The 21,062-nt window shown below is 66.6% G+C and carries 18 protein-coding genes and 1 other RNA gene; 8 read left to right on the top strand and 11 right to left on the bottom strand.

Translation table 11 applies throughout. The features are described from left to right. Window positions 1-145: 145 nt before the first annotated feature. The 5 genes from BAU06_RS17925 to gyrA all read right to left on the bottom strand — a co-directional run bounded on the left by BAU06_RS17925 (window position 146) and on the right by gyrA (window position 7,101). Entirely contained in the window at window positions 146-1,051 is a 906-nt protein-coding gene (locus tag BAU06_RS17925; protein WP_066353111.1) for a prephenate dehydrogenase, read from the bottom strand. Further along, complete coding sequence (hisC, locus tag BAU06_RS17930; protein WP_066353114.1) at window positions 1,048-2,172, bottom strand: histidinol-phosphate transaminase; 1,125 nt, start codon at window positions 2,170-2,172, stop codon at window positions 1,048-1,050. The genes BAU06_RS17925 and hisC overlap by 4 nt, the downstream gene beginning before the upstream one ends. Before the next feature lie 63 nt (window positions 2,173-2,235). Next, window positions 2,236-3,321 (bottom strand): prephenate dehydratase, encoded by a 1,086-nt coding sequence (gene pheA, locus BAU06_RS17935; RefSeq protein ID WP_066353116.1) that lies wholly within the window; start codon window positions 3,319-3,321, stop codon window positions 2,236-2,238. Further along, a complete protein-coding gene (gene serC / locus BAU06_RS17940) occupies window positions 3,314-4,447 on the bottom strand; it encodes a 3-phosphoserine/phosphohydroxythreonine transaminase (RefSeq protein WP_156770268.1) in 1,134 nt (377 codons plus the stop codon). The genes pheA and serC overlap by 8 nt, the downstream gene beginning before the upstream one ends. Next, window positions 4,444-7,101: a DNA gyrase subunit A gene (gene gyrA / locus BAU06_RS17945; RefSeq protein ID WP_066353123.1), complete on the bottom strand. Its 2,658-nt coding sequence runs from the start codon at window positions 7,099-7,101 to the stop codon at window positions 4,444-4,446. The genes serC and gyrA overlap by 4 nt, the downstream gene beginning before the upstream one ends. Before the next feature lie 485 nt (window positions 7,102-7,586). Between gyrA and ompA the strand changes: the two genes are divergently transcribed. The 4 genes from ompA to ssrA all read left to right on the top strand — a co-directional run bounded on the left by ompA (window position 7,587) and on the right by ssrA (window position 10,316). Beyond that, on the top strand, window positions 7,587-8,186 hold the full coding sequence (gene ompA, locus BAU06_RS17950) for an outer membrane protein OmpA (protein WP_066353124.1): 600 nt from the start codon (window positions 7,587-7,589) through the stop codon (window positions 8,184-8,186). A 210-nt stretch (window positions 8,187-8,396) separates the two neighbouring features. Continuing rightward, window positions 8,397-9,119 carry a bifunctional 2-polyprenyl-6-hydroxyphenol methylase/3-demethylubiquinol 3-O-methyltransferase UbiG gene (gene ubiG, locus BAU06_RS17955; protein WP_066353126.1) on the top strand — a complete coding sequence of 241 codons (723 nt, stop codon included), beginning with the start codon at window positions 8,397-8,399 and terminating at the stop codon, window positions 9,117-9,119. Continuing rightward, complete coding sequence (locus tag BAU06_RS17960; RefSeq protein WP_066353127.1) at window positions 9,116-9,793, top strand: HAD-IA family hydrolase; 678 nt, start codon at window positions 9,116-9,118, stop codon at window positions 9,791-9,793. The genes ubiG and BAU06_RS17960 overlap by 4 nt, the downstream gene beginning before the upstream one ends. A gap of 131 nt (window positions 9,794-9,924) precedes the next feature. Then, window positions 9,925-10,316, top strand: a transfer-messenger RNA (tmRNA) gene (gene ssrA, locus BAU06_RS17965). Between the two features lie 323 nt (window positions 10,317-10,639). Here the strand turns inward: ssrA and BAU06_RS17970 are convergent. From BAU06_RS17970 to BAU06_RS17990, 5 genes are all read right to left on the bottom strand, one after another. Next, complete coding sequence (locus BAU06_RS17970) at window positions 10,640-11,227, bottom strand: DJ-1/PfpI family protein (protein ID WP_066353130.1); 588 nt, start codon at window positions 11,225-11,227, stop codon at window positions 10,640-10,642. A gap of 67 nt (window positions 11,228-11,294) precedes the next feature. Then, entirely contained in the window at window positions 11,295-12,248 is a 954-nt protein-coding gene (locus BAU06_RS17975) for a substrate-binding domain-containing protein (RefSeq protein WP_066353131.1), read from the bottom strand. A gap of 32 nt (window positions 12,249-12,280) precedes the next feature. Beyond that, complete coding sequence (locus BAU06_RS17980; RefSeq protein ID WP_066353134.1) at window positions 12,281-13,276, bottom strand: ABC transporter permease; 996 nt, start codon at window positions 13,274-13,276, stop codon at window positions 12,281-12,283. Continuing rightward, window positions 13,242-14,834 (bottom strand): sugar ABC transporter ATP-binding protein, encoded by a 1,593-nt coding sequence (locus BAU06_RS17985; protein WP_066353136.1) that lies wholly within the window; start codon window positions 14,832-14,834, stop codon window positions 13,242-13,244. The genes BAU06_RS17980 and BAU06_RS17985 overlap by 35 nt, the downstream gene beginning before the upstream one ends. Then, window positions 14,831-15,517 (bottom strand): GntR family transcriptional regulator, encoded by a 687-nt coding sequence (locus BAU06_RS17990; protein WP_231933902.1) that lies wholly within the window; start codon window positions 15,515-15,517, stop codon window positions 14,831-14,833. Before BAU06_RS17990 ends, BAU06_RS17985 begins: the two co-directional genes overlap by 4 nt. A 195-nt stretch (window positions 15,518-15,712) precedes the next feature. Here BAU06_RS17990 and BAU06_RS17995 point away from each other — a divergent pair, with 195 nt between their 5' ends. From BAU06_RS17995 to BAU06_RS18010, 4 genes are all read left to right on the top strand, one after another. Next, the gene (locus BAU06_RS17995; protein ID WP_066353142.1) at window positions 15,713-16,912 is read left to right on the top strand and encodes an iron-containing alcohol dehydrogenase; all 1,200 of its coding nucleotides are present in this window, start codon (window positions 15,713-15,715) and stop codon (window positions 16,910-16,912) included. A 22-nt stretch (window positions 16,913-16,934) separates the two neighbouring features. Beyond that, a complete protein-coding gene (locus tag BAU06_RS18000; RefSeq protein ID WP_066353143.1) occupies window positions 16,935-18,395 on the top strand; it encodes an NAD-dependent succinate-semialdehyde dehydrogenase in 1,461 nt (486 codons plus the stop codon). A gap of 47 nt (window positions 18,396-18,442) precedes the next feature. Continuing rightward, entirely contained in the window at window positions 18,443-19,309 is an 867-nt protein-coding gene (locus BAU06_RS18005) for an alpha/beta hydrolase (protein WP_066353144.1), read from the top strand. 115 nt (window positions 19,310-19,424) lie between these two features. Then, on the top strand, window positions 19,425-19,958 hold the full coding sequence (locus BAU06_RS18010; RefSeq protein WP_156770270.1) for a hypothetical protein: 534 nt from the start codon (window positions 19,425-19,427) through the stop codon (window positions 19,956-19,958). A 109-nt stretch (window positions 19,959-20,067) separates the two neighbouring features. Here the strand turns inward: BAU06_RS18010 and BAU06_RS18015 are convergent, their stop codons facing one another. Continuing rightward, a complete protein-coding gene (locus tag BAU06_RS18015) occupies window positions 20,068-20,991 on the bottom strand; it encodes a LysR family transcriptional regulator (protein ID WP_066353146.1) in 924 nt (307 codons plus the stop codon). Window positions 20,992-21,062: the final 71 nt, after the last annotated feature.

Genomic DNA, 21,062 nt, shown 5'->3' on the forward strand with positions numbered 1-21,062 from the left:
GTCCTGTCGTAAACCGTCGTTGGCGGCGCTTGCCCATGACCGAGGGCGCTGTCCGCCTGCATACCGTGGCCTGGCCGCATGCCCGCCCCGCCCACGCCGCCCGCCATGCGCGGCTGGCTCGCGGGACCCGCCGTGCCGCCGGGCCCTAGGCGCCCGCCTTCCAATCGCGCCGGAAGCGCGCGGCTTCTTCCAGCAGGGACTCCAGGGCGGCGCCGTCCCCGGCATCCAGCGCGCGTTCCGCCGCGTCGAGCACGGCGCGCACTTCGCTCAATTCGGCCTTCATCGCGGCGCGGTTGGAAAGGAAAATATCGCGCCACATCTCCGCCGAGCCGGCGGCGATACGGGTGAAATCCCGGAATCCGCTGCCGGCGATGGCCAGCCGCTGCCGGCTGTCCGCGCTGCGCGCCACCTGGGCCACATAGACCGCGGCCAGGAAGTGCGGCATATGGCTGACCGATGCCAGCACGCGATCGTGCTCGGCGGTATCCATTTCCAGCACCCGGGCGCCGCAGGCTTCCCAGGCGGCCCGCACGCGGGCAACGCCCGCCGGATGGTTTTCCGGTATCGGCGTCAGGACGACATTGCGCCCAGTATAAAGACCGGGGTCGGCGGCGTCAGGTCCTGTTTTCTCGGCGCCGGCGATGGGATGGCCGGGGACGAAGCAGCCGATGCGGTCGCCCAGCACCGCGCGCGCCGCCTGCACGACTTCCAGCTTGGTGCTGCCGGCGTCGGTGATCAGCGCGTCGGGCTTCAGGGCGTCGCGCATCTCGGCCAGGATGGCGCCAAACGTGCCCACGGGCGCGGCCAGCATGATCAGGTCGGCCCGCGCGGCCGCTTCCGCCGCGCCGACGGCCTCGTCGATCAGGCCCAGCTGGCGCGCCTTCGCCAGCGAGGGGCCGTTACGCCCGACGCCCAGCACCGTGCCCACCTGGCCCGCGCGGCGCAGCGCGGCCGCGAACGAACCGCCGATCAGCCCCACCCCCACCACGGCAAGGACGGGAATGGGCGCCGCCGTTCCCGCGGTATGTGCCTGCGCCGTGGCCCCCGTCATGATGTCTTCAGGATTTCGGTCAGCGCGTCGATGAAACGCGTGTTTTCCTGCGGCAGGCCGATACTGACCCGCAGCCACTCCGGCAAGCCGTCGCCGACCACCGGGCGTACGATGACCCCGCGCTTGAGCAATTCCAGATTGATGCGCGCCGCGTCGCCGACATGGACCAGCACGAAATTGCCGAAGCTGGGCACGTACTCGAGCTTCAGGGCATCGAAGGCCTGGCACAGCTGCGCCTTGCCTTCCTTGTTGAGCCGATAGGCGCGTTCGAGGAAATCCCGGTCCTGCAAGGCCGCGACGGCGGCGGCCTGCGCCAGCGTGTTGACGTTGAAAGGCTGGCGGACGCGGTTCAGCAGATCCGTCAGCGCCGGCTGCGAGATGCCGAAGCCCACGCGCAGGCCCGCCAGCCCGTAGGCCTTGGAAAGCGTGCGCGAGACGATCAGATTGGGGAACTCGCGCACCCACTTCACGCTATCGAAGCGGTGCTCCGGATCCAGGTACTCGTTGTAGGCCTCATCCAGCACGACGACGACGCGCTGGCCGTGGCGCGCGCGCACCTGTTCCAGGAAAGCCTGCACGCGCGGCGCGGGCAGGAAGGTGCCGGTGGGATTGTTGGGGTTGGCGATGAACACCACCCGCGTGTCGTCGGCGATGGCATCCAGCATGGCGTCCAGGTCATGGCCGTAGTCGCGCGCCGGCACCATGATGTGGCGCGCGCCGCGGGCCTGCGTGGCCAGCCGGTAGACCGTGAAGGCATGCTGCGCGTACACCGCGGAGCTGCCCTTTTCCAGCAAGGCCAGCGCGACGAGCTCCAGGATGTCGTTGGAGCCGTTGCCCAGGGTGATCCAGTCCATCGGCACGCCATACAGCCGCGACAGCGTGGACTTGAGCTCGAAGCCGTTGGGGTCCGGATAGCGGCCCAGCGTGGCCGCGGCGGCCTGCATGGCGGCGCGCGCGGACTCCGGCATGCCCAGCGGATTTTCATTGGACGCCAGCTTGACGATCGTGGCGGGATCCAGGCCGAACTCGCGGGCGAGTTCTTCGATGGGCTTGCCGGCCTGATAAGGCGCGATGGCGCTTACATGGGCCGGGGCGGCCAGGGTTTTGTTCGTGTCAGTCATAGCGGATCAGGCCTGCGCCGCCGCGGCCGCCGGTTGGGCCGGCCACCGGCGGCTTGCCGCCCCTCATTGCGCGGGATAGGAACCCAGGAGTTTGAAGAAAGCCACCTGCGAGCGCAGGGCGTCCAGGGCGCGCGCGACGTTCGCATCCTGCGCGTGGCCCAGTACATCGACGTAGAAATAGTATTCCCACTCGCCCGTGCGAGCCGGGCGCGACTCGAAACGGGTCATGGAGACCTTGTTCTCGGCCAGCGGCGCCAGCATCTCGTACACCGCGCCCGCGCGGTTGGGCACCGCCAGGATCAGGCTGGTCTTGTCGTGGCCGGTGGGCTGCGTGGGAATGGAGCCCAGCGCCAGGAAACGGGTACGGTTGTGCGGATCGTCCTGGATGCCGGCGCTGACGACGTTCAGGCCCCAGGTGGCGGCCGCCGATTCGCCGGCGATCGCGGCGACGGAGGGATCCTGCGCGGCCAGGCGCGCGGCCTCTGCATTGCTGGAGGCGGCGGCGCGCGCCAGCTCCGGATGATTGCGGCCCAGCCAGGCCTGGCACTGCGCCAGCGCCTGCGGGTGAGCCATGACCGTCTTCACGCCATCCAGCGTGCCGCTTTGCGACATCAGGCAATGGCGGATCACTAGCGAGCGTTCGCCCATGACCGTCATCGAGGTATTCAGCAACAGGTCCAGCGTGCGGTTGACGGCGCCTTCGGTGGAATTTTCCACCGGCACCATGCCGACATCGGCCTGGCCGGCCTCCAGCGCGCGGAAGACTTCGTCGAAGGACGGACACGGCAGGCGGTTCACGGCGTGGCCGAAATGCTCCAGCGCGGCCTGTTCGGAATAGGAGCCCTCGGGCCCCAGGTAGGCGAGCCTGAGGCCGCGCTCCAGGCCGCGGCAGGCGGAGATGATTTCCGTCCAGATGGCCGCGACGGCTTCGCGCGGCACGGGGCCGCCATTCAACTGCTGCAGCCGGCGGATGACCTCGGCTTCGCGGTCGGGGCGCAGCACGGGGCCCTCGGCGTTCTCGGCGTGCTTGACCTCGCCGACTTCCATCGCCGTGCGGGCGCGCTGCGTCAGCAGCTCCAGGATTTGCGCGTCGAGCGCATCGATGCGCTCGCGCAGGGGCCGAAGCTTCTCGGCAAGGGTATCAGCCATGGCGTTGCTCGAAGTCCTTCATGTACGCCACCAGCGCCTGGACGGCCTCCAGCGGGACGGCGTTGTAGATCGACGCGCGCATGCCGCCGACGCTCTTGTGGCCCTTGAGCTGGGTCAGGCCGGCTTCGTCGGCGCCCTTCAGGAAGGCATCGTTGAGCGATTCGTCGCCAAGGATGAACGGCACGTTCATGCGCGAGCGCACCGGCCCGTGGACCGGATTGCGATAGAAAGCGGTGTTGTCCAGGTAGCCGTACAGCAGCTCGGCCTTGGCGATGTTGGCGCGCTCCAGCGCCTGCACGCCACCCTGCGCCTTGATCCACTTGAACACCAGGCCGGCGATGTAGATCGCGAAAGTGGGCGGCGTGTTGAAGCGCGAATGCTCGGGCGCCACGTTGGCGTAATCGAAGGCCGCGGGACAGATGGGCAGCGCATGGCCGATCAGGTCGCGGCGCACCACGACCACGGTCACGCCGGCCGGCCCGGCGTTTTTCTGCGCGCCGGCGTACACCATGCCGGTGCGCGCGATATCCAGGGGACGCGACAGGAAATGGGACGACGCGTCGACCACCAGGGGAACGTCCTCGACGCCCAGCTCCGCGGCCGTGGGCCAGTCCGTGAATTCGACGCCGCCTATGGTCTCGTTGCTGCAGAAATGCAGGTAGGCGGCGTTCTTGCGCACCTTCCACTCGCGCACCGGCGGCACCCAGGTCCATGGCTTCTGCCGCTTGCCGTCCAGCTCGGTTTCCGCGCCGCTGGAGGCCGCGACGCCGACGTCGCCATACTTGGCGGCTTCTTTGTGCGATTTGACCGACCACTGGCCCGTCAGCACGTAATCGGCGGCCGCCGTGCCGCGCCGGCCGATCAGGTTCATCGGCACGATGGCGTTCTCGGCGGTGGCCCCACCCTGCATGAACAGGACGGCATAGTCGTCGGAGATGGACATCAGCTCGCGCAGGTCCTGCTCGGCCTCGTCGCAGATCTGCACGAACTGCTTGCCGCGATGGCTCATTTCCATCACGGACATGCCGCTGCCGTGCCAATCGAGCATTTCCTCGGCCGCCTGCCGCAGCACGGGCTCGGGCAGGGCCGAGGGCCCCGCCGAGAAATTCCATGGACGCGCCATCATTCCTCCGTCGGCTCAGTCGCTGCTTCGCCGTCGGTCGAGTCGGCCGGCGGCTGCGCATCGTCGCTTTCCGCCTCGCCATCGAGGTCGGCATCGCTTTCCACCACCCGGCGCACGCCGGACAGGCGGCTGCCGTCATCCACGCTGATCAGGGTGACGCCTTGCGTGGCGCGGCCCATTTCGCGGATTTCGGCCACGCGGGTGCGCACCAGGACGCCGCCGGTGGTGATCAGCATGATCTCGTGTTCCGGCTGGACCAGCACCGCGCCGACGACCTTGCCGTTGCGCGAGCTGGTCTGGATGGCGATCATACCTTTGGTGCCGCGTCCATGGCGCGTGTATTCGGTGATGGACGTGCGCTTGCCGAAGCCGTTTTCGGTGGCGGTAAGGACGCTTTGCCCTTCGTCGCCCGCCACCAGCATGGCGATCACGCTCTGGCCGTCTTCCAGCATCATGCCGCGCACGCCGCGCGCGTTGCGGCCCATCGGGCGCACGTCGTTCTCGTCGAAGCGCACGGCCTTGCCGGCGTCGGAGAACAGCATGACGTCATGCTTGCCGTCGGTCAGGTCGGCGCCGATCAGGTAGTCGCCGTCGTCCAGGTCCACCGCGATGATGCCTGCCTTGCGGGGATTGGAGAAATCCGACAGCGGCGTCTTCTTGACCGTACCGCGCGATGTCGCCATGAACACGTAGTGATCGTCGCTGAATTCCTTCACCGGCAGCACGACGTTGACCTTCTCGCCGTCGACCAGCGGGAACATGTTGACGATGGGTTTGCCGCGCGAGGTACGCGTGCCCTGCGGGACTTCCCACACCTTGAGCCAGTAGACCCGGCCGCGGTTGGAGAAGCACAGCAGGTAATCGTGCGTGTTGGCGATGAACAGCTGGTCGATCCAGTCGTCGTCCTTCATGGCCGTGGCCTGCTTGCCGCGCCCGCCGCGCTTCTGCGCGCGGTACTCGGACAAGGGCTGGCTCTTGATGTAGCCGCCGTGCGACAGGGTGACGACCATATCGGCCGGCGTGATCAGGTCTTCGGTATCGAGCTCGGTGGCGTTGAGCTCGACTTCCGAACGGCGCACGTCCTTGGCCGCCGTGGAGAATTCCGCCTTGATGGCCTGGAGTTCGTCGCTGATGATGGTAGTAATGCGCTCGGGGCGGGCCAGGATGTCCAGCAGGTCGGCGATGGTGGTCATCACATCCTTGTACTCGCCGACGATCTTGTCCTGCTCCAGCCCGGTCAGGCGCTGCAGGCGCATGTTCAGGATTTCCTGCGCCTGTGTGTCGCTCAGGCGGTACAGCCCATCCGACTGCATGCCGTAGCTGGGCAGCAGGTCGTCGGGCCGGTAGGCCGCGATGCCGCCAGGGGTGTCGCCTTCCGCGCGGGTGAGCATCTCGCGCACCAGCGACGAATCCCAGGAGCGCGCCATCAATTCCTGGCGCGCCACGGGGGGCGTGGGCGCCGCCTTGATGATGGCGATGAATTCGTCGATATTGGCCAGCGCGACCGCCAGGCCTTCCAGCACATGGCCGCGTTCGCGCGCCTTGCGCAGCTGGAACACCGTGCGGCGCGTCACCACTTCGCGGCGATGCTGCAGGAAGTATTCCACCAGCTGCTTCAGGTTGAGCAGGCGCGGCTGGCCGTCGACCAGCGCCACCAGGTTCATCCCGAAGGTGTCCTGCAGCTGCGTATTCTTATAGAGGTTGTTGAGTACGACCTCGGGCACTTCGCCGCGCTTGAGCTCGATGACCAGGCGCATGCCTTCCTTGTCCGATTCGTCGCGGATGTCGGAAATGCCCTCGATCTTCTTGTCGTTGACCAGCTCGGCGATGCGTTCCTGCAGCGTCTTCTTATTGACCTGGAACGGGATGGCGTCGACCACGATGGCCTGGCGATTGCCCTTTTCCATGTCTTCGATGTGCGTCTTGGCGCGCATCACGACGCGGCCGCGGCCGGTGCGATAGCCTTCGCGCACGCCGGACAGGCCGTAGATGATCCCACCGGTGGGGAAGTCCGGCGCCGGGATCAGCTCGATCAGTTCATCGATGGTGCATTCCGGGTTGCGCAGGCAATACAGGCAGCCGTCAATGACTTCCGCCAGGTTGTGCGGCGGGATATTGGTGGCCATCCCCACCGCGATGCCCGAGCTGCCGTTGACCAGCAGGTTGGGCAGGCGGGAAGGCAGCAACAGGGGCTCTTTTTCGCTGCCGTCGTAATTGGGGCCGAAGTCGACGGTTTCCTGGTCGATATCGGCCAGCAGTTCGTGGGCGATCTTTGCCAGGCGGATTTCGGTGTACCGCATCGCGGCCGCGTTATCGCCGTCGATGGAGCCGAAGTTGCCCTGCCCGTCCACCAGCATGTAGCGCAGGGAAAAATCCTGGGCCATGCGGACGATGGAATCGTAGACGGCCTGGTCGCCGTGGGGATGGTACTTACCGATCACATCGCCGACGATACGCGCGGATTTCTTGTATGCGCGATTCCAGTCGTTGTTCAGCTCGTGCATGGCGAACAGCACGCGCCGGTGCACCGGTTTGAGGCCGTCCCGGACATCCGGCAGGGCTCGTCCCACGATCACGCTCATGGCGTAGTCGAGGTAACTGCGGCGCATCTCTTCTTCCAGCGATACCGGAAGCGTTTCCTTGGCGAAGGAATCCATATATATAAGTAAGTGGCTACTCGAGTGAAGCCGCGGCCGTGGCGATCCGCGGCGACTGGGTGACCGGCCCAACCGGCCGGACGCGGACTGGAGGGTGACGCGGCCGGGCGCGACATGCCGCTCGACATGCCCGTCGGGAAACAGGAAATTCTATCATTCCGCGCCCCGCAGGCCGGGTCCGCGTCCTTTGCCGGCGCGCGGGCCGCGCACCGGGGCGGTGCTCATCCCGGGGCTTTCCAGGCCTTGCGGGCCCTGTTGCCAAAAACCAACATAGGGGAAGGACTGGGCGCTGAATTGCTCCGGTCCGGCATGAATGCGCGGGCCAGGGCACGACAAATGCCTTAAGATTGTTTCCAGCACGCAGGAAACCCAGTCGCAATCCTTTGAACCTGTTCTTGGCGTTGCTATACTGGCCCCGTTTTCCTGATAGCGGCGGGGGTTCGCTGCGAGTCACTTATCCAGCTTCAAGCTCAACGAGGAGAAACATGAACAAACCCTCCAAATTCGCTCTGGCGCTCGCGTTTGCCGCCGTCACGGCCTCCGGTGCAGCCTCGGCCCAGACGGTCGACAACTGGCGCAACCCGTTCGGCAACGTCTGGAAGAACGGCACCAACGAATTGTGCTGGCGTGATGCGTTCTGGACCCCTGCCACGGGTATCCCCGGTTGCGACGGCGTGCCGGTTGCGCAAGCCGCGCCCAAGGCTCCGGCCCCGACGCCCATGGCCGCCAAGGTCGTCTTCAACGCCGACACGTTCTTCGACTTCGACAAGTCGGTCGTGAAGCCGGAAGGCCGCCAACTGCTGGATCAAGTCGCTCAGCAAGCCCAGTCGCTGAACCTGGAAACCATCATCGCCGTCGGCCACACCGACTCGATCGGTACCGAGAAGTACAACCTGGCCCTGTCGCAGCGCCGCGCCGCCGCGGTCAAGGCCTACCTGGTCAGCCGTGGCATCCCCGCCGACCGTATCTACACGGAAGGCAAGGGCGAAGCTCAGCCCATCGCCGACAACAAGACCGCCGCCGGCCGTGCCAAGAACCGCCGCGTGGAAGTCGAAATCGTCGGTACCCGTCGCGCCGGCCAGTAATCGCACCGGACGCTACAATGAAAGGCCTCGCGCAAGCGGGGCCTTTTTTTTCGCCCGTCCGCCTCCGCCGACCGGCTTCCCAAGCCCTCGCGGCACGCGCCGGTCCCGGTGCCCCGCCCTGGGAAGGAAGCTTGCGACCGGGCGCGGGCACCCGCTTTCCGCCGGGCCTCTAATATATATATCTACGCCATACGCCTACCCGCATCCGCCATGACGCTGACCCCGACCTCTGCCCCTCCCGCCAATGCCGATCAGGCCGAACTGGACAAGTTCAGCGCGCTGGCCGCCCGCTGGTGGGACCCGGACAGCGAGTTCAAGCCGCTGCACGCCATCAACCCGCTGCGCCTGGACTGGATACGCCAGACGGTGGGCAGCCTGGCCGGCAAGCGGGTGCTGGACGTGGGGTGTGGCGGCGGGATCCTGTCGGAAAGCATGGCGGCCGAAGGGGCCGACGTCACCGGCATCGACCTGGCGGAGAAATCCCTCAAGGTGGCGCGCCTGCACGGCCTGGAATCCGGCATCAAGGTCGAGTACCGGGCCGTCCCGGTAGAGCAGCTGGCCCAGGAGCAGCCCGGCCGGTACGACGTCGTCACATGCATGGAGATGCTGGAGCACGTCCCCGATCCCGCCTCGGTCATACGCGCCTGCAGCACCCTGGTGCAGCCGGGCGGATGGGTGTTCTTTTCCACGCTCAACCGCAACGCCAAGTCCTTCCTGTTCGCCATCGTCGGCGCGGAATACGTGTTGCGCCTGCTGCCGCGGGGCACCCACAGCTACGAGAATTTCATCAAGCCCAGCGAACTGGCCGCCGCCGCCCGCTCGGCCGACCTGCAGCCGGTCAAGATCGCCGGCATGACCTACAACCCCTTGACGCAGGTGTACGCATTGTCGACCGACGCTTCGGTGAACTACCTGATGGCGGCCCGCAAATGACCGCGCTCATTCTTTTCGATTTCGACGGCACCCTGGCCGACACCGCTCCCGACCTGGCCGCCGCGGCGAATAAGCAACGGCTACGCAGGGGACTGGAACCCATGCCCTATGAACTGCTGCGTCCGGTGGCGTCGCAGGGTGCCCGCGGGCTGCTGCGCGTGGCGCTGGGCATGATGCCCGATCACCCGGAATTCGAGGACACGCGTGCCCGCTTCCTGGAGGACTATGCCGCCAGCTCTACCGTGGACACGCGGCTTTTCCCCGGCATCCCGGAGCTGCTGGACGACATCCGCGCCAAGGGGCATGCGTGGGGCATCGTCACCAATAAAGTCACGCACCTGACCCTGCCCATCGTGGAATTCCTGGGCCTGATGGACGGCGCGGCGGCATTGGTCTGCGGCGATACGGCGCCCCGCTCCAAGCCCTACCCCGATCCGCTGCTGCATGCGGCGCGGCAGGCCGGCTTCGAGGCGGCCCGGTGCGTGTACGTGGGCGACGACCTGCGCGACGTGCAGGCCGCCCACGCTGCCGGCATGCCGGCGGTGGCGGCCGGCTATGGCTACCTGGGCGGAGACCACGACATCACCTTGTGGGAAGCCGACGCCCGGGCGGATACGCCGGACGCGCTGTGGACGGCCATCGAGAGCGTCCTTCCCGCGCCCGCCGGACGGTGAACCGGCCGGCGGCCCCCTTGAAATCCGCCGATCCGCCACGATATTCGTTGAAGATCCCGCCATCGCGCTGCCGCGACCGCAACGGCGTGGGCAGCGGCGGGGTCTTATTGAGAGTACAATGAAAGGCAACTGGGGCCGATCCGGATTCGACGTGGGTCGCGAAACAGTGCAGGGCATGCCGAGCACCAGTCAGCTCGTAAATCCACTGGAAAACCACAAACGCCAACGACGCGTTCTTCGCTCAAGCCGCTAACGCTTAATGAGCCGCTGCACTGACTTGTCTTTGGGTCAGGCGGAGGAAGGTAAAACTTCCTAGGGGGCAACCCCGAACCGCGGCAGTGTCATCGAACAAAGAATCGGTGTGGACTGGGGTCTGACGGTTCACGCTTAAATCACATGACTCGCTTCGGGCCGGCCTGTCGGTTGGCTAAGTCCGGGGTTAAAACCAAATAGATCGACTACGCATGTAGAACTGCCTGCAGAGGGCTTGCGGACGGGGGTTCAATTCCCCCCGGCTCCACCAGGATTCGCAGGAAAATCAATACTTGTTTGCACTGAACATAACGCGGCCATCCGGTCGCGTTTTTTTGTTGCTTCACCACGCAACACGCCAGGCACGGCGCAGTTGAACTGCCGCGGTTTTTCCGCGGCCGTATGCTGGGCTGTCGCGGACCGCTGGGCGCGTCTGAGGGCCCAGGCTGGGCGGGTATAGAAAAAGCCCTGACCCAGGTCAGCATCGCGACGGGAGGCGGCTCGGGGACACCGGCCGGCACATAGGATCTCCCGGTTCGTCACGCGTGACAACATCATGGCCGGATCAGGCAGGGCCGAAACCCGGCCAGCCCATTACTCGTGCGTGATCCGCGTACCGAGTACCTTCAGGCATTCACGCATGAAGGCGGCGAGTCCCGTCCAGCCCTTGGCGGAAACCATGTTGCCATCCACATAGGCTTCGTTGGGCTTGACGTCGATGAACGTGCCGCCGACCGCCGTGACTTCCGGCTCGCAGGCGCCCAGGCCCGCGACCTTCCTGCCCTTCAGCACGCCGGGGACGGCCATCAGGATCTGTACGCCATGGCAGATGGTGAAAATGGGTTTTCCCGCCTCATGGAAATGGCGCACCATGTCCTGCACGCGCCTGTCCGTGCGGATGTATTCCGGGCCGCGGCCGCCGGCGGCGTAGACGGCGTCGTATTCCTCCACCCTGACTTCGGAAAACGTCTTGTTGATATCGGCGTAATGGCCCGGCTTCTCGGTATAAGTCTGGTCGCCCTCGAAGTCATGGAGCGAGGTCTTGATCCGGTCGCCCGCCTTCTTGTCGGGGCAGACGACATGGACCACATGGCCGACGGCCTCCATGCCCTGCTGGAAAACATAGATCTCGTATTCCTCGGTGAACTCACCGGTGAGCATGAGGATTTTCTTTCCGCTCATATCGTGTCTCCTGTTGTAATCCGTGGGATGTGGCGTCGGGCCCGGGCCGGACGCCACCCGCGCCGCTTCAGAACGGCGATTTGGGAAAGTAGTACTGGTCCGCGTTCTTGGCCGTGATCAAGGGTGCGTCGAGCAGGAAGGTGCCGCGCATCGGCGCCTGTCCGCTGAACTGGCTGGCCGTCATGTACATGGCCGTCTTGATCATCGACGGCGGATACGGCGTGGAGATCGGCGTGCGCTTGTTGCCGGCCTTGACCATCTCGATGACCTGCTTCATGCCGTTGCCGCCCAGGGCGTATTTGATGTCCGTGCGGCGGGCCTGGTCGACGGCCTCGATTACCCCCAGGAGCATGTCGTCGTCATTGGCCCAGACGGCGTCGATCTTCGGATACTTGGAGAGGTAATCCTGCATCAGCTTGAATGCCTCGTCCTGGTTCCAATTGGCATACTGGATATCGAGGATCTTGATCTTGGTCTTGGCGATGACGTCGGTAAAGCCCTTGATGCGTTCGTCGTCGATCACGGTGGGAATGCCGCGCAGCACGACGATCTGGCCCTGGCCTTCCAGCTGTTCCGCCAGCCAGCGCGCGGTGTTCGCGCCCACGGCGATATTGTCGCCGGCCACATAGAGATCCTGCACCGCCGGATCGGTAAGCCCCCGGTCGACGACCGATATAAAGGTCCCCTTCGCCTTGACCTGCTGCACGGGCCCGGTCAGTTCTTCCGACGTAAAAGGCAGGATGACCAGGGCGTCGAGCTTGCGCGTGGCGGACAGGTCCTCCAGCGCGGACACCTGTGCCGTGGCCGACGGCGATGTCGAGACCACCACGTCGATGTTCGGGAACGCGGCCTTGATTTCCTTGGCTGCCTGCTCCGCGTGGTACACCACGCCGCCGGTCCAGCCATGCGTGGCGGCGGGAATGGAAACCGCGATGGTGACGTTCTTGGCCCGGGCCGGCGCGGGGCCGAGCGCCAGGCCCGCCGCCAGGGCGGCCACGGACAATGCCATGATTGCTTTCATGTTCACTTCCTCCTTTGAGGTACTACGCCTTGTTAACGGCTGCTGGTGAAGCGATGCGCAAGCATGGCGATGATGATGATGGCGCCTTGCACCGCGGCAATGAGATATTCCGAGACCAGGTCCGACAGGACCATCACGTTCGCGATGACCTCGAGGATCAGGGCGCCGGCCACGGTGCCCCAGATGCGGCCCCGTCCTCCCCTGAGCAAGGTTCCGCCGATGACGACCGCGGTAATGACCTGCAGTTCCCAGAGCTGGCCCGTCGTGGGCGTGGCGGCGCCGAGCCGCGGCACGTAGCAGATCGCCGCGATGGCGACGCAGAATCCCTGTATGACGTAGGCCAGCGTGCGTACCCGGTCGACATTGACGCCCGAAAAGCGCGCGACCTCGGCGTTCGAGCCGGCCGAGGTCAGGCGGCGGCCATACTTGGTGCGATAGAGCAGGAATGCGCCGACGAGTACGACCACGAGCGTGATCAGGACCGGGTAAGGAACGCCCAGGAAGTTGCCGAAATAGACGGGACGATAGGCCTCGCGCAGGCTGCGGTCGATGGGCAGGGATCCCCCGTTCGTCATGAACGTTATGAACGCGCGGAAAATCCCCATCGTGCCCAGCGTGACGATGAAGGGCTCTATACGCCCTACCGTCACGATCAGCCCATTGAACAAGCCGCACAGGACGCCCACCACGATCGCCACGCCGGCGCCCATTGGGATAGCCCAGTTTCCAAAGGACGGCGCCAGCCCGTTCATGGCCATGATCATGATGCCGGTAACGAAGGCCATCATCGATCCCACCGACAGGTCGAGGCCGCCGGACGAAATCACGAACGTGGCGCCGATCGCGATGATGGCGACAAAGGCGCTGCGGGTGACGACGTTGGCCAGGTTGGTCGGCGACGTGAAGTTCGAGTTGATCAGCGCCCCCAGCAGCAGAATGACGGCGAGCGCGATGAAGGGCGCCAGGTCCGCCCAGCGGATGCGGTTGCCGCCTTCAGCGGGCGCGACGGTTGCGGTCGCAGTGGCCATGTGTGTCCTCCCCTGTCGTGCCGAGGCCGCCGGCAGTGGCGGCATAGACGATGTTTTCTTCGTTGATGTCATCGCCTTGGAACTCGGCGACGATGCGTCCCGCCCGCATCACCAGGACGCGGTCCGCCAGGCCGACCAGCTCCTGCATTTCCGACGATATGACGATGCAGGCCTTGCCCGCCCGCACCATGGCGTCGATGAATTCGTAGATCTGGCTCTTGTTGCCGATATCGACGCCGCGTGTCGGCTCGTCGATGATGACGACCGATGGATCGGCCATCATGACCTTGGCCAGCAGCAGCTTCTGCTGGTTGCCTCCCGACAGCTTGCCGGCCTCCAGCGTCAGCGCGCGTACGCGGATGTCGTAGTCCGACACGGCCTGGCGCAGCGCCGCGGTTTCCGCCTTCCTGTCCAGCACCGCGGAGGGATTGACGCGGTCCAGCGCCTGCAAGGTCAGGTTGGGGCCGAGCTTTTCGTCCAGCAGCAGCCCCTTGCCCTTGCGGTCCTCCGTCAGGTAGACGAGTCCGGCCGCCATCAGCGTCCGCACCGAGCGGTGGGCGATCTCCCGGCCGTTCAGCCTGATTTCGCCGGCATGGGACGGGCGCAAGCCGACCAGGCCTTCCATCAGCTCGGTACGTCCCGCCCCGACCATGCCGGCGAGCCCCAGCACTTCTCCCGGCCGGACGGTGAAGGAGCCCTTGCGGGCGCCGCGGTCGACTTCCAGGTCGGTGACGGACAGGATGGGCGGCGCCGGCTGCAGGGCGCGCCTGGGCGGATAAAGCATGTCCAGCGAACGACCGACCATGAGTTCGGCCATCTGGCGCTGGCCCAGCCCCGTTGCCGGCCAGGTCCCGACCATGCGGCCGTCGCGCAGCACGGTGATGCGGTCGGCAAGCGCCTGCACCTCGTCCAGGCGGTGCGAGATATACAGCACCGCGACGCCCTGGTCGCGCAGGCTGCGCACGATATCCAGCAGCGCGGCGACCTCGTCGTTGGCCAGGACGGCCGTGGGCTCGTCGAAGATCACCACCTTGCGTTCATACAGCAGCGCGCGGGCGATCTGCACCAATTGCCGCTGCGCGAGAGGCAGTTCGCCGACGCGGTCGCGCGGCCGCGCGGCGGATCCGACGCGCGCCAGAAGCTCGGCGGTACGGCGATTCATTTCGCGGTCGTCCACAGCCCAGCCACGGACGATCTCGCGCCCCAGGAACAGGTTCTGCGCCACCGTCAGGTCCGCGGCCAGAAGGATTTCCTGGTGGATCAGGACGATGCCCGCCCTTTCCGCTTCGACGGCGCTGGCGAACGCCACCGCCTGGCCTTCCATGGACAGCCTGCCCGCGGTCGGCGCGGCATGGCCGGACAGCAGCTTCATCAGCGTGGACTTGCCCGCGCCATTCTCGCCGATGACCGCATGCACCTCCCCCGCCTGGATATCGAGCGTGACGTCCGACAGGACCGTGATCGCGCCGTAGGCCTTGCACAGCCCTTCGGCGCGCAAGGCGACCGCGCCGGGCGCGGCGCCGGCCGAAGTGGCGGACAGGGACGGCGAGGCGCTCATTCGAAGGCGGAAAGCAGGCGGTCGCGCGAACGCTGGATGTGCTCGTACATCGCCGCATAGGCGGCATCCGGGTCGTTCGCCCGGAATGCGGCGAGCAGGTTCTCGTGCTCCTGCAGGGCCTCCTGCGTCACGCGCGTATGGAACATCAGGCGGAAGATGTGAAGATGGACGTGCAGGTTGTATAGCGTGGTGCGGATGACATCGTTCCCGGCGATTTTCATGATCTCGTCGTGGAAATTGGCATCGGCCCGCGCGAACCGCGAATAGCGCGTGTTGCGGTCGACCGGCGCTTCGCCATGGCCCATGTCCGCCGCCGAAGTCTCCAGCAGCCGCAGCGATTCCGGCGTCATATTGCGCGCGGCCAGCCGGGCGGCTTCCGGTTCGAGAAGCAGGCGGAATGCATAGAGGTCTTCGAACTGCTTGCGCGTCCACTGCGGCGCCGCGCTGTAGCCGATGAGATGCTCTTTGCGCACCAGGCCTTCTCGCTCGAGGCGGCTGAGGGCTTCGCGCACGGGGGTCTGCGACACGCCGAGCTCGCGGGCCAGCACATCGATGGGAATACGCGAGCCGGGCGCGATATCGAGCGACATCAGCTTGTGATAGATGTTGTCGTAGACGCCGTCGGCCATGCTGCTGGGCCTGACACTGACCGGCTTGCCTTCGCGTTCCGCTGCTAAGCCCACACTGGCTCTCCTGAATCCCGAAGCCTGAAAACCCGAAACCCGGGACACGGCCTCCATGCTGGCGAATTCTTCCAGATAGGATATTTGATGTCAAATAAAATATCCTATACGATCTGATATACGATCCTGGCGGCCGCCCATGCGCCCTCGCCGGCTGTTCCGCTTTACCCCCACCCCATCCAGAGAGGTAAACCCATGAACCCCTTCGGCACGATCCGGGCGCCACGCGAACTGATATTCGGCTTCGGGCAAAGGCATGCGCTATCAGCCGTCGCCGGCAAGCTGGGTCGCAGGGCGCTGCTCATCACCGATGCCCGCCTGGCCGGCGATCCGGCGCTGCAGGCCATGGCGGACCGACTCGCGAAGGCGGGCCTGGCGGTCCGGGTGGACGGCTCGACCTTGCCCGATGTCCCCGTGGACTCGGCCATGGCGCGCGCCGCGGCCGCCCGCGACTTCGCGCCCGACCTGGTGATCGGCGTGGGCGGGGGCTCATGCCTCGATATGGCGAAATGCGTGGCGGTCCTGCTGACGCATGGCGGCCAGCCCCAGGACTATTACGGGGAATACAAGGTCCCCGGCCCCGTCATGCCGCTGATCGCCATCCCGACCACCGCGGGCACCGGCTCGGAAGTCACGCCGGTCGCCGTCCTGTCGGACACCGAACGCAGTCTCAAGGTGGGGATCTCCAGCCCCCACCTGATCCCCACCGTCTCGATTTGCGACCCCGAGCTGACCTTGACATGCCCGCCCGGCCTGACCGCCATCGCGGGCGCGGACGCCCTGACCCACGCCATCGAGGCATATACCGCGATTCGCCGCGAACCGCTCCCCGGCATCGCCCAGGAGCGCGTGTTCGTCGGCAAGAACGCCCTGTCGGATCATTTCGCGCTGCGCGCCATCGAACTGCTCTGGCAGGGGCTGGCGCAGGCCGTCCATGAAGGCTCCGATCGCGCGGCCCGGGCCAAAGTCATGATGGGCGCGACGCTGGCCGGCCTGGCCTTTGGCGTGGCGGGCACGGCGGCGGCCCATGCCATCCAGTACCCGGTAGGCGCCTTGACCCATACCGCGCATGGCGCGGGCGTCGCCTGCCTGATGCCCTATGTCATGGCCTGGAACGCGCCGCGCATCCAGGACGAGCTGGCGCAGATGGCCCGTGCGATGGGGCTGCCCGGCACGCCGGCGGTCATCCCCGCCGTCGCGGCGCTTTTCCAGGCGATCGGCATCCCGCCCACCTTGCGCGATCTCGGCCTTGCCGAAGACCGTATCGACTGGGTCGCGGAGCAAAGCTGCGGCATCGCCCGACTGGTCCAGAACACCCCGCGCCCCCTGTCGCTGCCCGACATGCGCACCCTTGTCATGGCCGCCTATACCGGCGACCGCGCCGCCCTCGGCTGACCTTCCAGGAGCCCCACGCACAATGGCCTACCCTACGCTGACCGGCTACGCCGACCCCTCCCTGCATGCCCGCGGCCTTTATATCGGCGGCACGTGGCGCGAAGGCGCCGGCATTCCCGTCATGAACCCCTCCACGGGCGACGTCCTGGCCGAAGTGCCGGACGCCGGCATCGCGGACGCGATGCAGGCCCTGGACGCCGCGCAGGCCGCGGCCCAGGGATGGCGCGCCACGCCCGCCCGGCAGCGCTCGGAGATCCTGCGGCGCTGGTTCCAGCTGATGACCGACCACGCCGAAGAACTCGCGACCCTGATCTCGCTGGAGAACGGCAAGGCGCTGCCCGATGCCCGCGGCGAGGTCGCCTATGCGGCCGAGTTTTTCCGCTGGTATGCCGAGGAAGCGACCCGTATCCCCGGCGAATACCGGCGCACGCCCTCCGGCTCGCACAATATCCTGGTCGAGCACGAACCCATCGGCATCGCGCTGCTCATCACGCCGTGGAATTTCCCCGCCGCGATGGCCACGCGCAAGATCGCTCCCGCTCTTGCGGCCGGCTGCACCGTCGTCCTGAAACCGGCCTCGGAAACGCCGCTGACGGCCTACGCCATGGCCCGGCTCGGCGAAGAGGCCGGCGTTCCGCCCGGCGTCGTCAACGTCCTGACCACCCAGCAACCCGCCGAGGTCAGCAACGCCATGCTGGCCGATCCGCGGGTGCGCAAGCTGTCGTTCACCGGTTCGACGGCCGTCGGCCGCACGCTGCTGGCGGAAGCCGCCCGGCGCGTGGTCAATTGCTCGATGGAGCTGGGCGGCAACGCGCCCTTCATCGTCCTGGACGATGCCGACCTCGATGCAGCGCTCGATGGCGCCATGGTGGCCAAGATGCGCAATGCCGGCGAGGCCTGCACGGCCGCCAACCGCTTCTATGTCCAGGCGGGCATCCATGACGATTTCGTCCAGGGCCTGACCGCCCGGATGGCGGCCCTGCGTGTCGGCGCCGGCTACGACCCGGCCACGCAATGCGGCCCCATGATCACGCGTCGGGCGATCGAAAAGATCGACCACCTGGTTTCGACGGCGGCACGGCAGGGCGCGCGGGTGACCACGGGCGGTACGCCCCTGCCCGGGCCCGGCTATTTCTATCCGCCCACGGTCCTGGCGCACGTCCCGCCCGGCACCGCCATCGCGCGCGAGGAAATATTCGGTCCCGTTGCCCCGGTCTACCGGTTCGAGACCGAGGACGAAGCGGTCCGATTGGCCAACGATACCGAGTACGGCCTGGCCGCGTACCTCTATACCCGGGACTTGCAGCGTGCCTTGCGCGTGGGCAAGCGCCTGGAGACCGGTATGCTCGGCATCAACCGCGGCCTGATGTCCGACCCGGCCGCGCCATTCGGCGGCGTGAAACAGAGCGGGCTGGGCCGCGAAGGCGGCGTGACGGGGATCCTGGAATTCATGGAGCCGAAATACTACGCCGTCGAATTCTAGGCATACGGCCATGCAAAGCCGGGATACGGGCGCAACGGAGGACATGAATGACAGGCACAGACGCATATCGCATCCGGGACTTCGTGCCCGATTTCGAGGAAATCGCCGCCGAGTGCGCCGAACGCAGCCGCGCCCTGTCTTCCAGGGCCATCCTGAAGCCCGATATCCCCTACGGCGCGCGCAAGCGGGAAACACTGGACCTGATATTTCCCGACCGGCCCCGTTCCGGGGCGCCACTGCACGTCCTCGTTCACGGGGGTTATTGGCGCTCCGGCGAAAAGGCCAATTTCCGCCTGGCCGCGGCGCCCGTGATCGCGGCGGGCGGCATCGCCGCCGTGGTCGAATACGATCTGATGCCCGGCGAGCGCCTGCCGCTGCTCGTCGACCAGGTCCGCCGTGCCGTCCGGTGGCTGCACGCGCATGCGCGGGACTTCGGCGCCGATCCGGCCCGGCTGACGGCCAGCGGCCACTCGGCGGGCGCGCATCTCGCGACCTATCTTGCCGCGACAGGCCCCGACGAGAGCGCCATCGCGCCGCTGCCGGCGCTACAGGGCATGCTCCTGGTCAGCGGCATCTACGACCTGTCGGGGATTCCGGATAGCTTCCTCCGGGACGAGGCCCGGATGACGCAGGCGGAGGCGCGCGCATGGTCGCCGCTCGATGCCGTGCAGCATCCGGGGCCGGAACGCATCATCGCCTATGGCATGGATGAAACGCCGCCCTTCCTGCTCCAGGCGGCCGCGCTGCACGCCAAGCTGCGCGATTCCGGGCACTCGGCGACGCTCTTGCCGGCGCCGGGGCTGAACCATATGAACATCGTGCTGGACCTGGCGGATCCGGAACGGCCGCTGGGACAAAGGCTATCGGCGCTGGTGGCGTCGAGCCGGACCGGTCGAGCCGGCACCCGCGTTTGACCTTACACGCGGACACCGAAGATTAAAGCGCGCGGCGACGGCGGCCCGCGCACCAGACACTACACTGCCACGGCGAGTAAGCAGACGGGCCCAGACTTATCCCGGAGATGCGGCCATGGTTCCTGGAAGATACACGGCGTTTTGTACGCTCCTTTTCGCGGCGACCTTGTCCGCCGCCGCCCCGGCGGATGAGAAGGGCATAACGTTCTTCAATACGACAGGCCGCGCGATCTGGGTGGAGTTCTGGGGCAAGGCCCAGTGCGTGGATCCCGCTCCCAAGCAGGGATCGTTTCCTGTCGGGGTCAACGATGACCGGACGTTCCCCATCAATCTGAAGCCCGATTGCGGCGACTCGTCGATCGAGTTCACGCTCGCCATGATCACGGGCAATTCCGAGCACCCGGAAGTCGGGGGCACGGTGACCTATCGCCGGTACAGGGGCCTTAACAAAGGCTGGCTGCAAAAGGTGGAGTTCACGCCCACCCCGGGCGTCAATTTTTTCAACTTCATACAGGCCTTCTGCGGCTCCACCCCGCAGGTCTGCAAAGGCACCGGCATACCGTTCACGGATGCCCAGGCCGAAGTCCGCGTCCTCAATCCGGGATTGATCGTCACGAACCGCTATATCGGGCCCGGCAAAAGCCGCTGAGCGGGCGTTCGCACCCGTGCATGGGCCGGCGGGCCGCTTGCGGCGGGAAAAGGTCGGGGTCGCGAATAGCCGGATCGCGCCCGGGTCCTGTCGACGAGGGCCACGGCTTCTACGCTTGCACGTCGCTGGCCCAGGGTTCCGCGGTCAAGCGCGCGGCCAGGTATTCGATCAGTGCCTGCACGCGGGCAGGACGCCGGCGGCCGGGCGGCGTCACGATATGCAGGGCGATGGATTCCACCTGCCAGTCGTCCATGGCGGTCTGCAGGGCACCGGAATGGATGTCCTCCCATGCCAGGAACTCCGGCTGCAAGGCCAGGCCCAGGCCGGCCCGCAGCGCGGGGGCCAGGGCCTCGGCATTGTTCACGTTGAGGTGCACGGGCATGGCCTGGGAGAACTCGCCGTGCTTGTCGTGGCGGAAACGCCAGCTCGTGCCGTTGCGCGCGTACATGTACTGCAAGGCGGTGTGCTGCGCCAGGTCCCTGGGATGCCGCGGCCGCCCGGCCCGCTCGAAATACGCCGGCGCCCCCACCAGCAGGATGCGCACGGTGCACAGCCGGCGCGCCAGCAGCGTCGAATCGACCAGGTTGGAGATACGCAGCGCCAGGTCGAAGCGCTCGGACACCAGGTCCACCTGCTTGTCGTTGAACTCGACCTCGAGATCGACGTCGGGATGCGCCTGCATGAAGGCCGGCAGCATGGGCGCCAGGTGCGTGACGCCGAAGGACATGGGCGCCGCCAGGCGGATCTTGCCGTGCAGGCTGTTGGACTTTTCGGTGACTTCCGCTTCCACCGCTTCGCCCTCTTCCAGGATGCGCGCGGCCCGCTCCAGCGCGGCGTAGCCGGATTCCGTCAGGGTCATGCTGCGCGAAGTCCGGTGGAACAAGGTGGACTTCATGCGCGTTTCCAGCCGCGTGATGGCCTTGGACACGGTGGCCTGCGACAGGGAAAACTCGGCCGCCGCCTTGGCGAACGAGCCCGTTTCGGCGACCTTGGCGAAGATCGCCCACCCTTCCAGATCCGGCAGTTTTTTCATTCCATATCCCCGCGAAAAGTCGCGCCGATGATAGCCGGCCGCGTGTCGGGCCAACAAGGCCACGGGCGGCG

The organism is Bordetella bronchialis, assembly GCF_001676705.1.
Lineage (GTDB): Bacteria > Pseudomonadota > Gammaproteobacteria > Burkholderiales > Burkholderiaceae_B > Bordetella_C > Bordetella_C bronchialis.

Bases quoted from the DNA above. Each gene is read 5' to 3' on its own strand.
- BAU06_RS17925 (WP_066353111.1), bottom strand. From the start codon at position 1,051: ATGACGGGGGCCACGGCGCAGGCACATACCGCGGGAACGGCGGCGCCC.
- hisC (WP_066353114.1), bottom strand. From the start codon at position 2,172: ATGACTGACACGAACAAAACCCTGGCCGCCCCGGCCCATGTAAGCGCC.
- pheA (WP_066353116.1), bottom strand. From the start codon at position 3,321: ATGGCTGATACCCTTGCCGAGAAGCTTCGGCCCCTGCGCGAGCGCATC.
- serC (WP_156770268.1), bottom strand. From the start codon at position 4,447: ATGATGGCGCGTCCATGGAATTTCTCGGCGGGGCCCTCGGCCCTGCCC.
- gyrA (WP_066353123.1), bottom strand. From the start codon at position 7,101: ATGGATTCCTTCGCCAAGGAAACGCTTCCGGTATCGCTGGAAGAAGAG.
- ompA (WP_066353124.1), top strand. From the start codon at position 7,587: ATGAACAAACCCTCCAAATTCGCTCTGGCGCTCGCGTTTGCCGCCGTC.
- ubiG (WP_066353126.1), top strand. From the start codon at position 8,397: ATGACGCTGACCCCGACCTCTGCCCCTCCCGCCAATGCCGATCAGGCC.
- BAU06_RS17960 (WP_066353127.1), top strand. From the start codon at position 9,116: ATGACCGCGCTCATTCTTTTCGATTTCGACGGCACCCTGGCCGACACC.
- BAU06_RS17970 (WP_066353130.1), bottom strand. From the start codon at position 11,227: ATGAGCGGAAAGAAAATCCTCATGCTCACCGGTGAGTTCACCGAGGAA.
- BAU06_RS17975 (WP_066353131.1), bottom strand. From the start codon at position 12,248: ATGAAAGCAATCATGGCATTGTCCGTGGCCGCCCTGGCGGCGGGCCTG.
- BAU06_RS17980 (WP_066353134.1), bottom strand. From the start codon at position 13,276: ATGGCCACTGCGACCGCAACCGTCGCGCCCGCTGAAGGCGGCAACCGC.
- BAU06_RS17985 (WP_066353136.1), bottom strand. From the start codon at position 14,834: ATGAGCGCCTCGCCGTCCCTGTCCGCCACTTCGGCCGGCGCCGCGCCC.
- BAU06_RS17995 (WP_066353142.1), top strand. From the start codon at position 15,713: ATGAACCCCTTCGGCACGATCCGGGCGCCACGCGAACTGATATTCGGC.
- BAU06_RS18000 (WP_066353143.1), top strand. From the start codon at position 16,935: ATGGCCTACCCTACGCTGACCGGCTACGCCGACCCCTCCCTGCATGCC.
- BAU06_RS18005 (WP_066353144.1), top strand. From the start codon at position 18,443: ATGACAGGCACAGACGCATATCGCATCCGGGACTTCGTGCCCGATTTC.
- BAU06_RS18010 (WP_156770270.1), top strand. From the start codon at position 19,425: ATGGTTCCTGGAAGATACACGGCGTTTTGTACGCTCCTTTTCGCGGCG.
- BAU06_RS18015 (WP_066353146.1), bottom strand. From the start codon at position 20,991: ATGAAAAAACTGCCGGATCTGGAAGGGTGGGCGATCTTCGCCAAGGTC.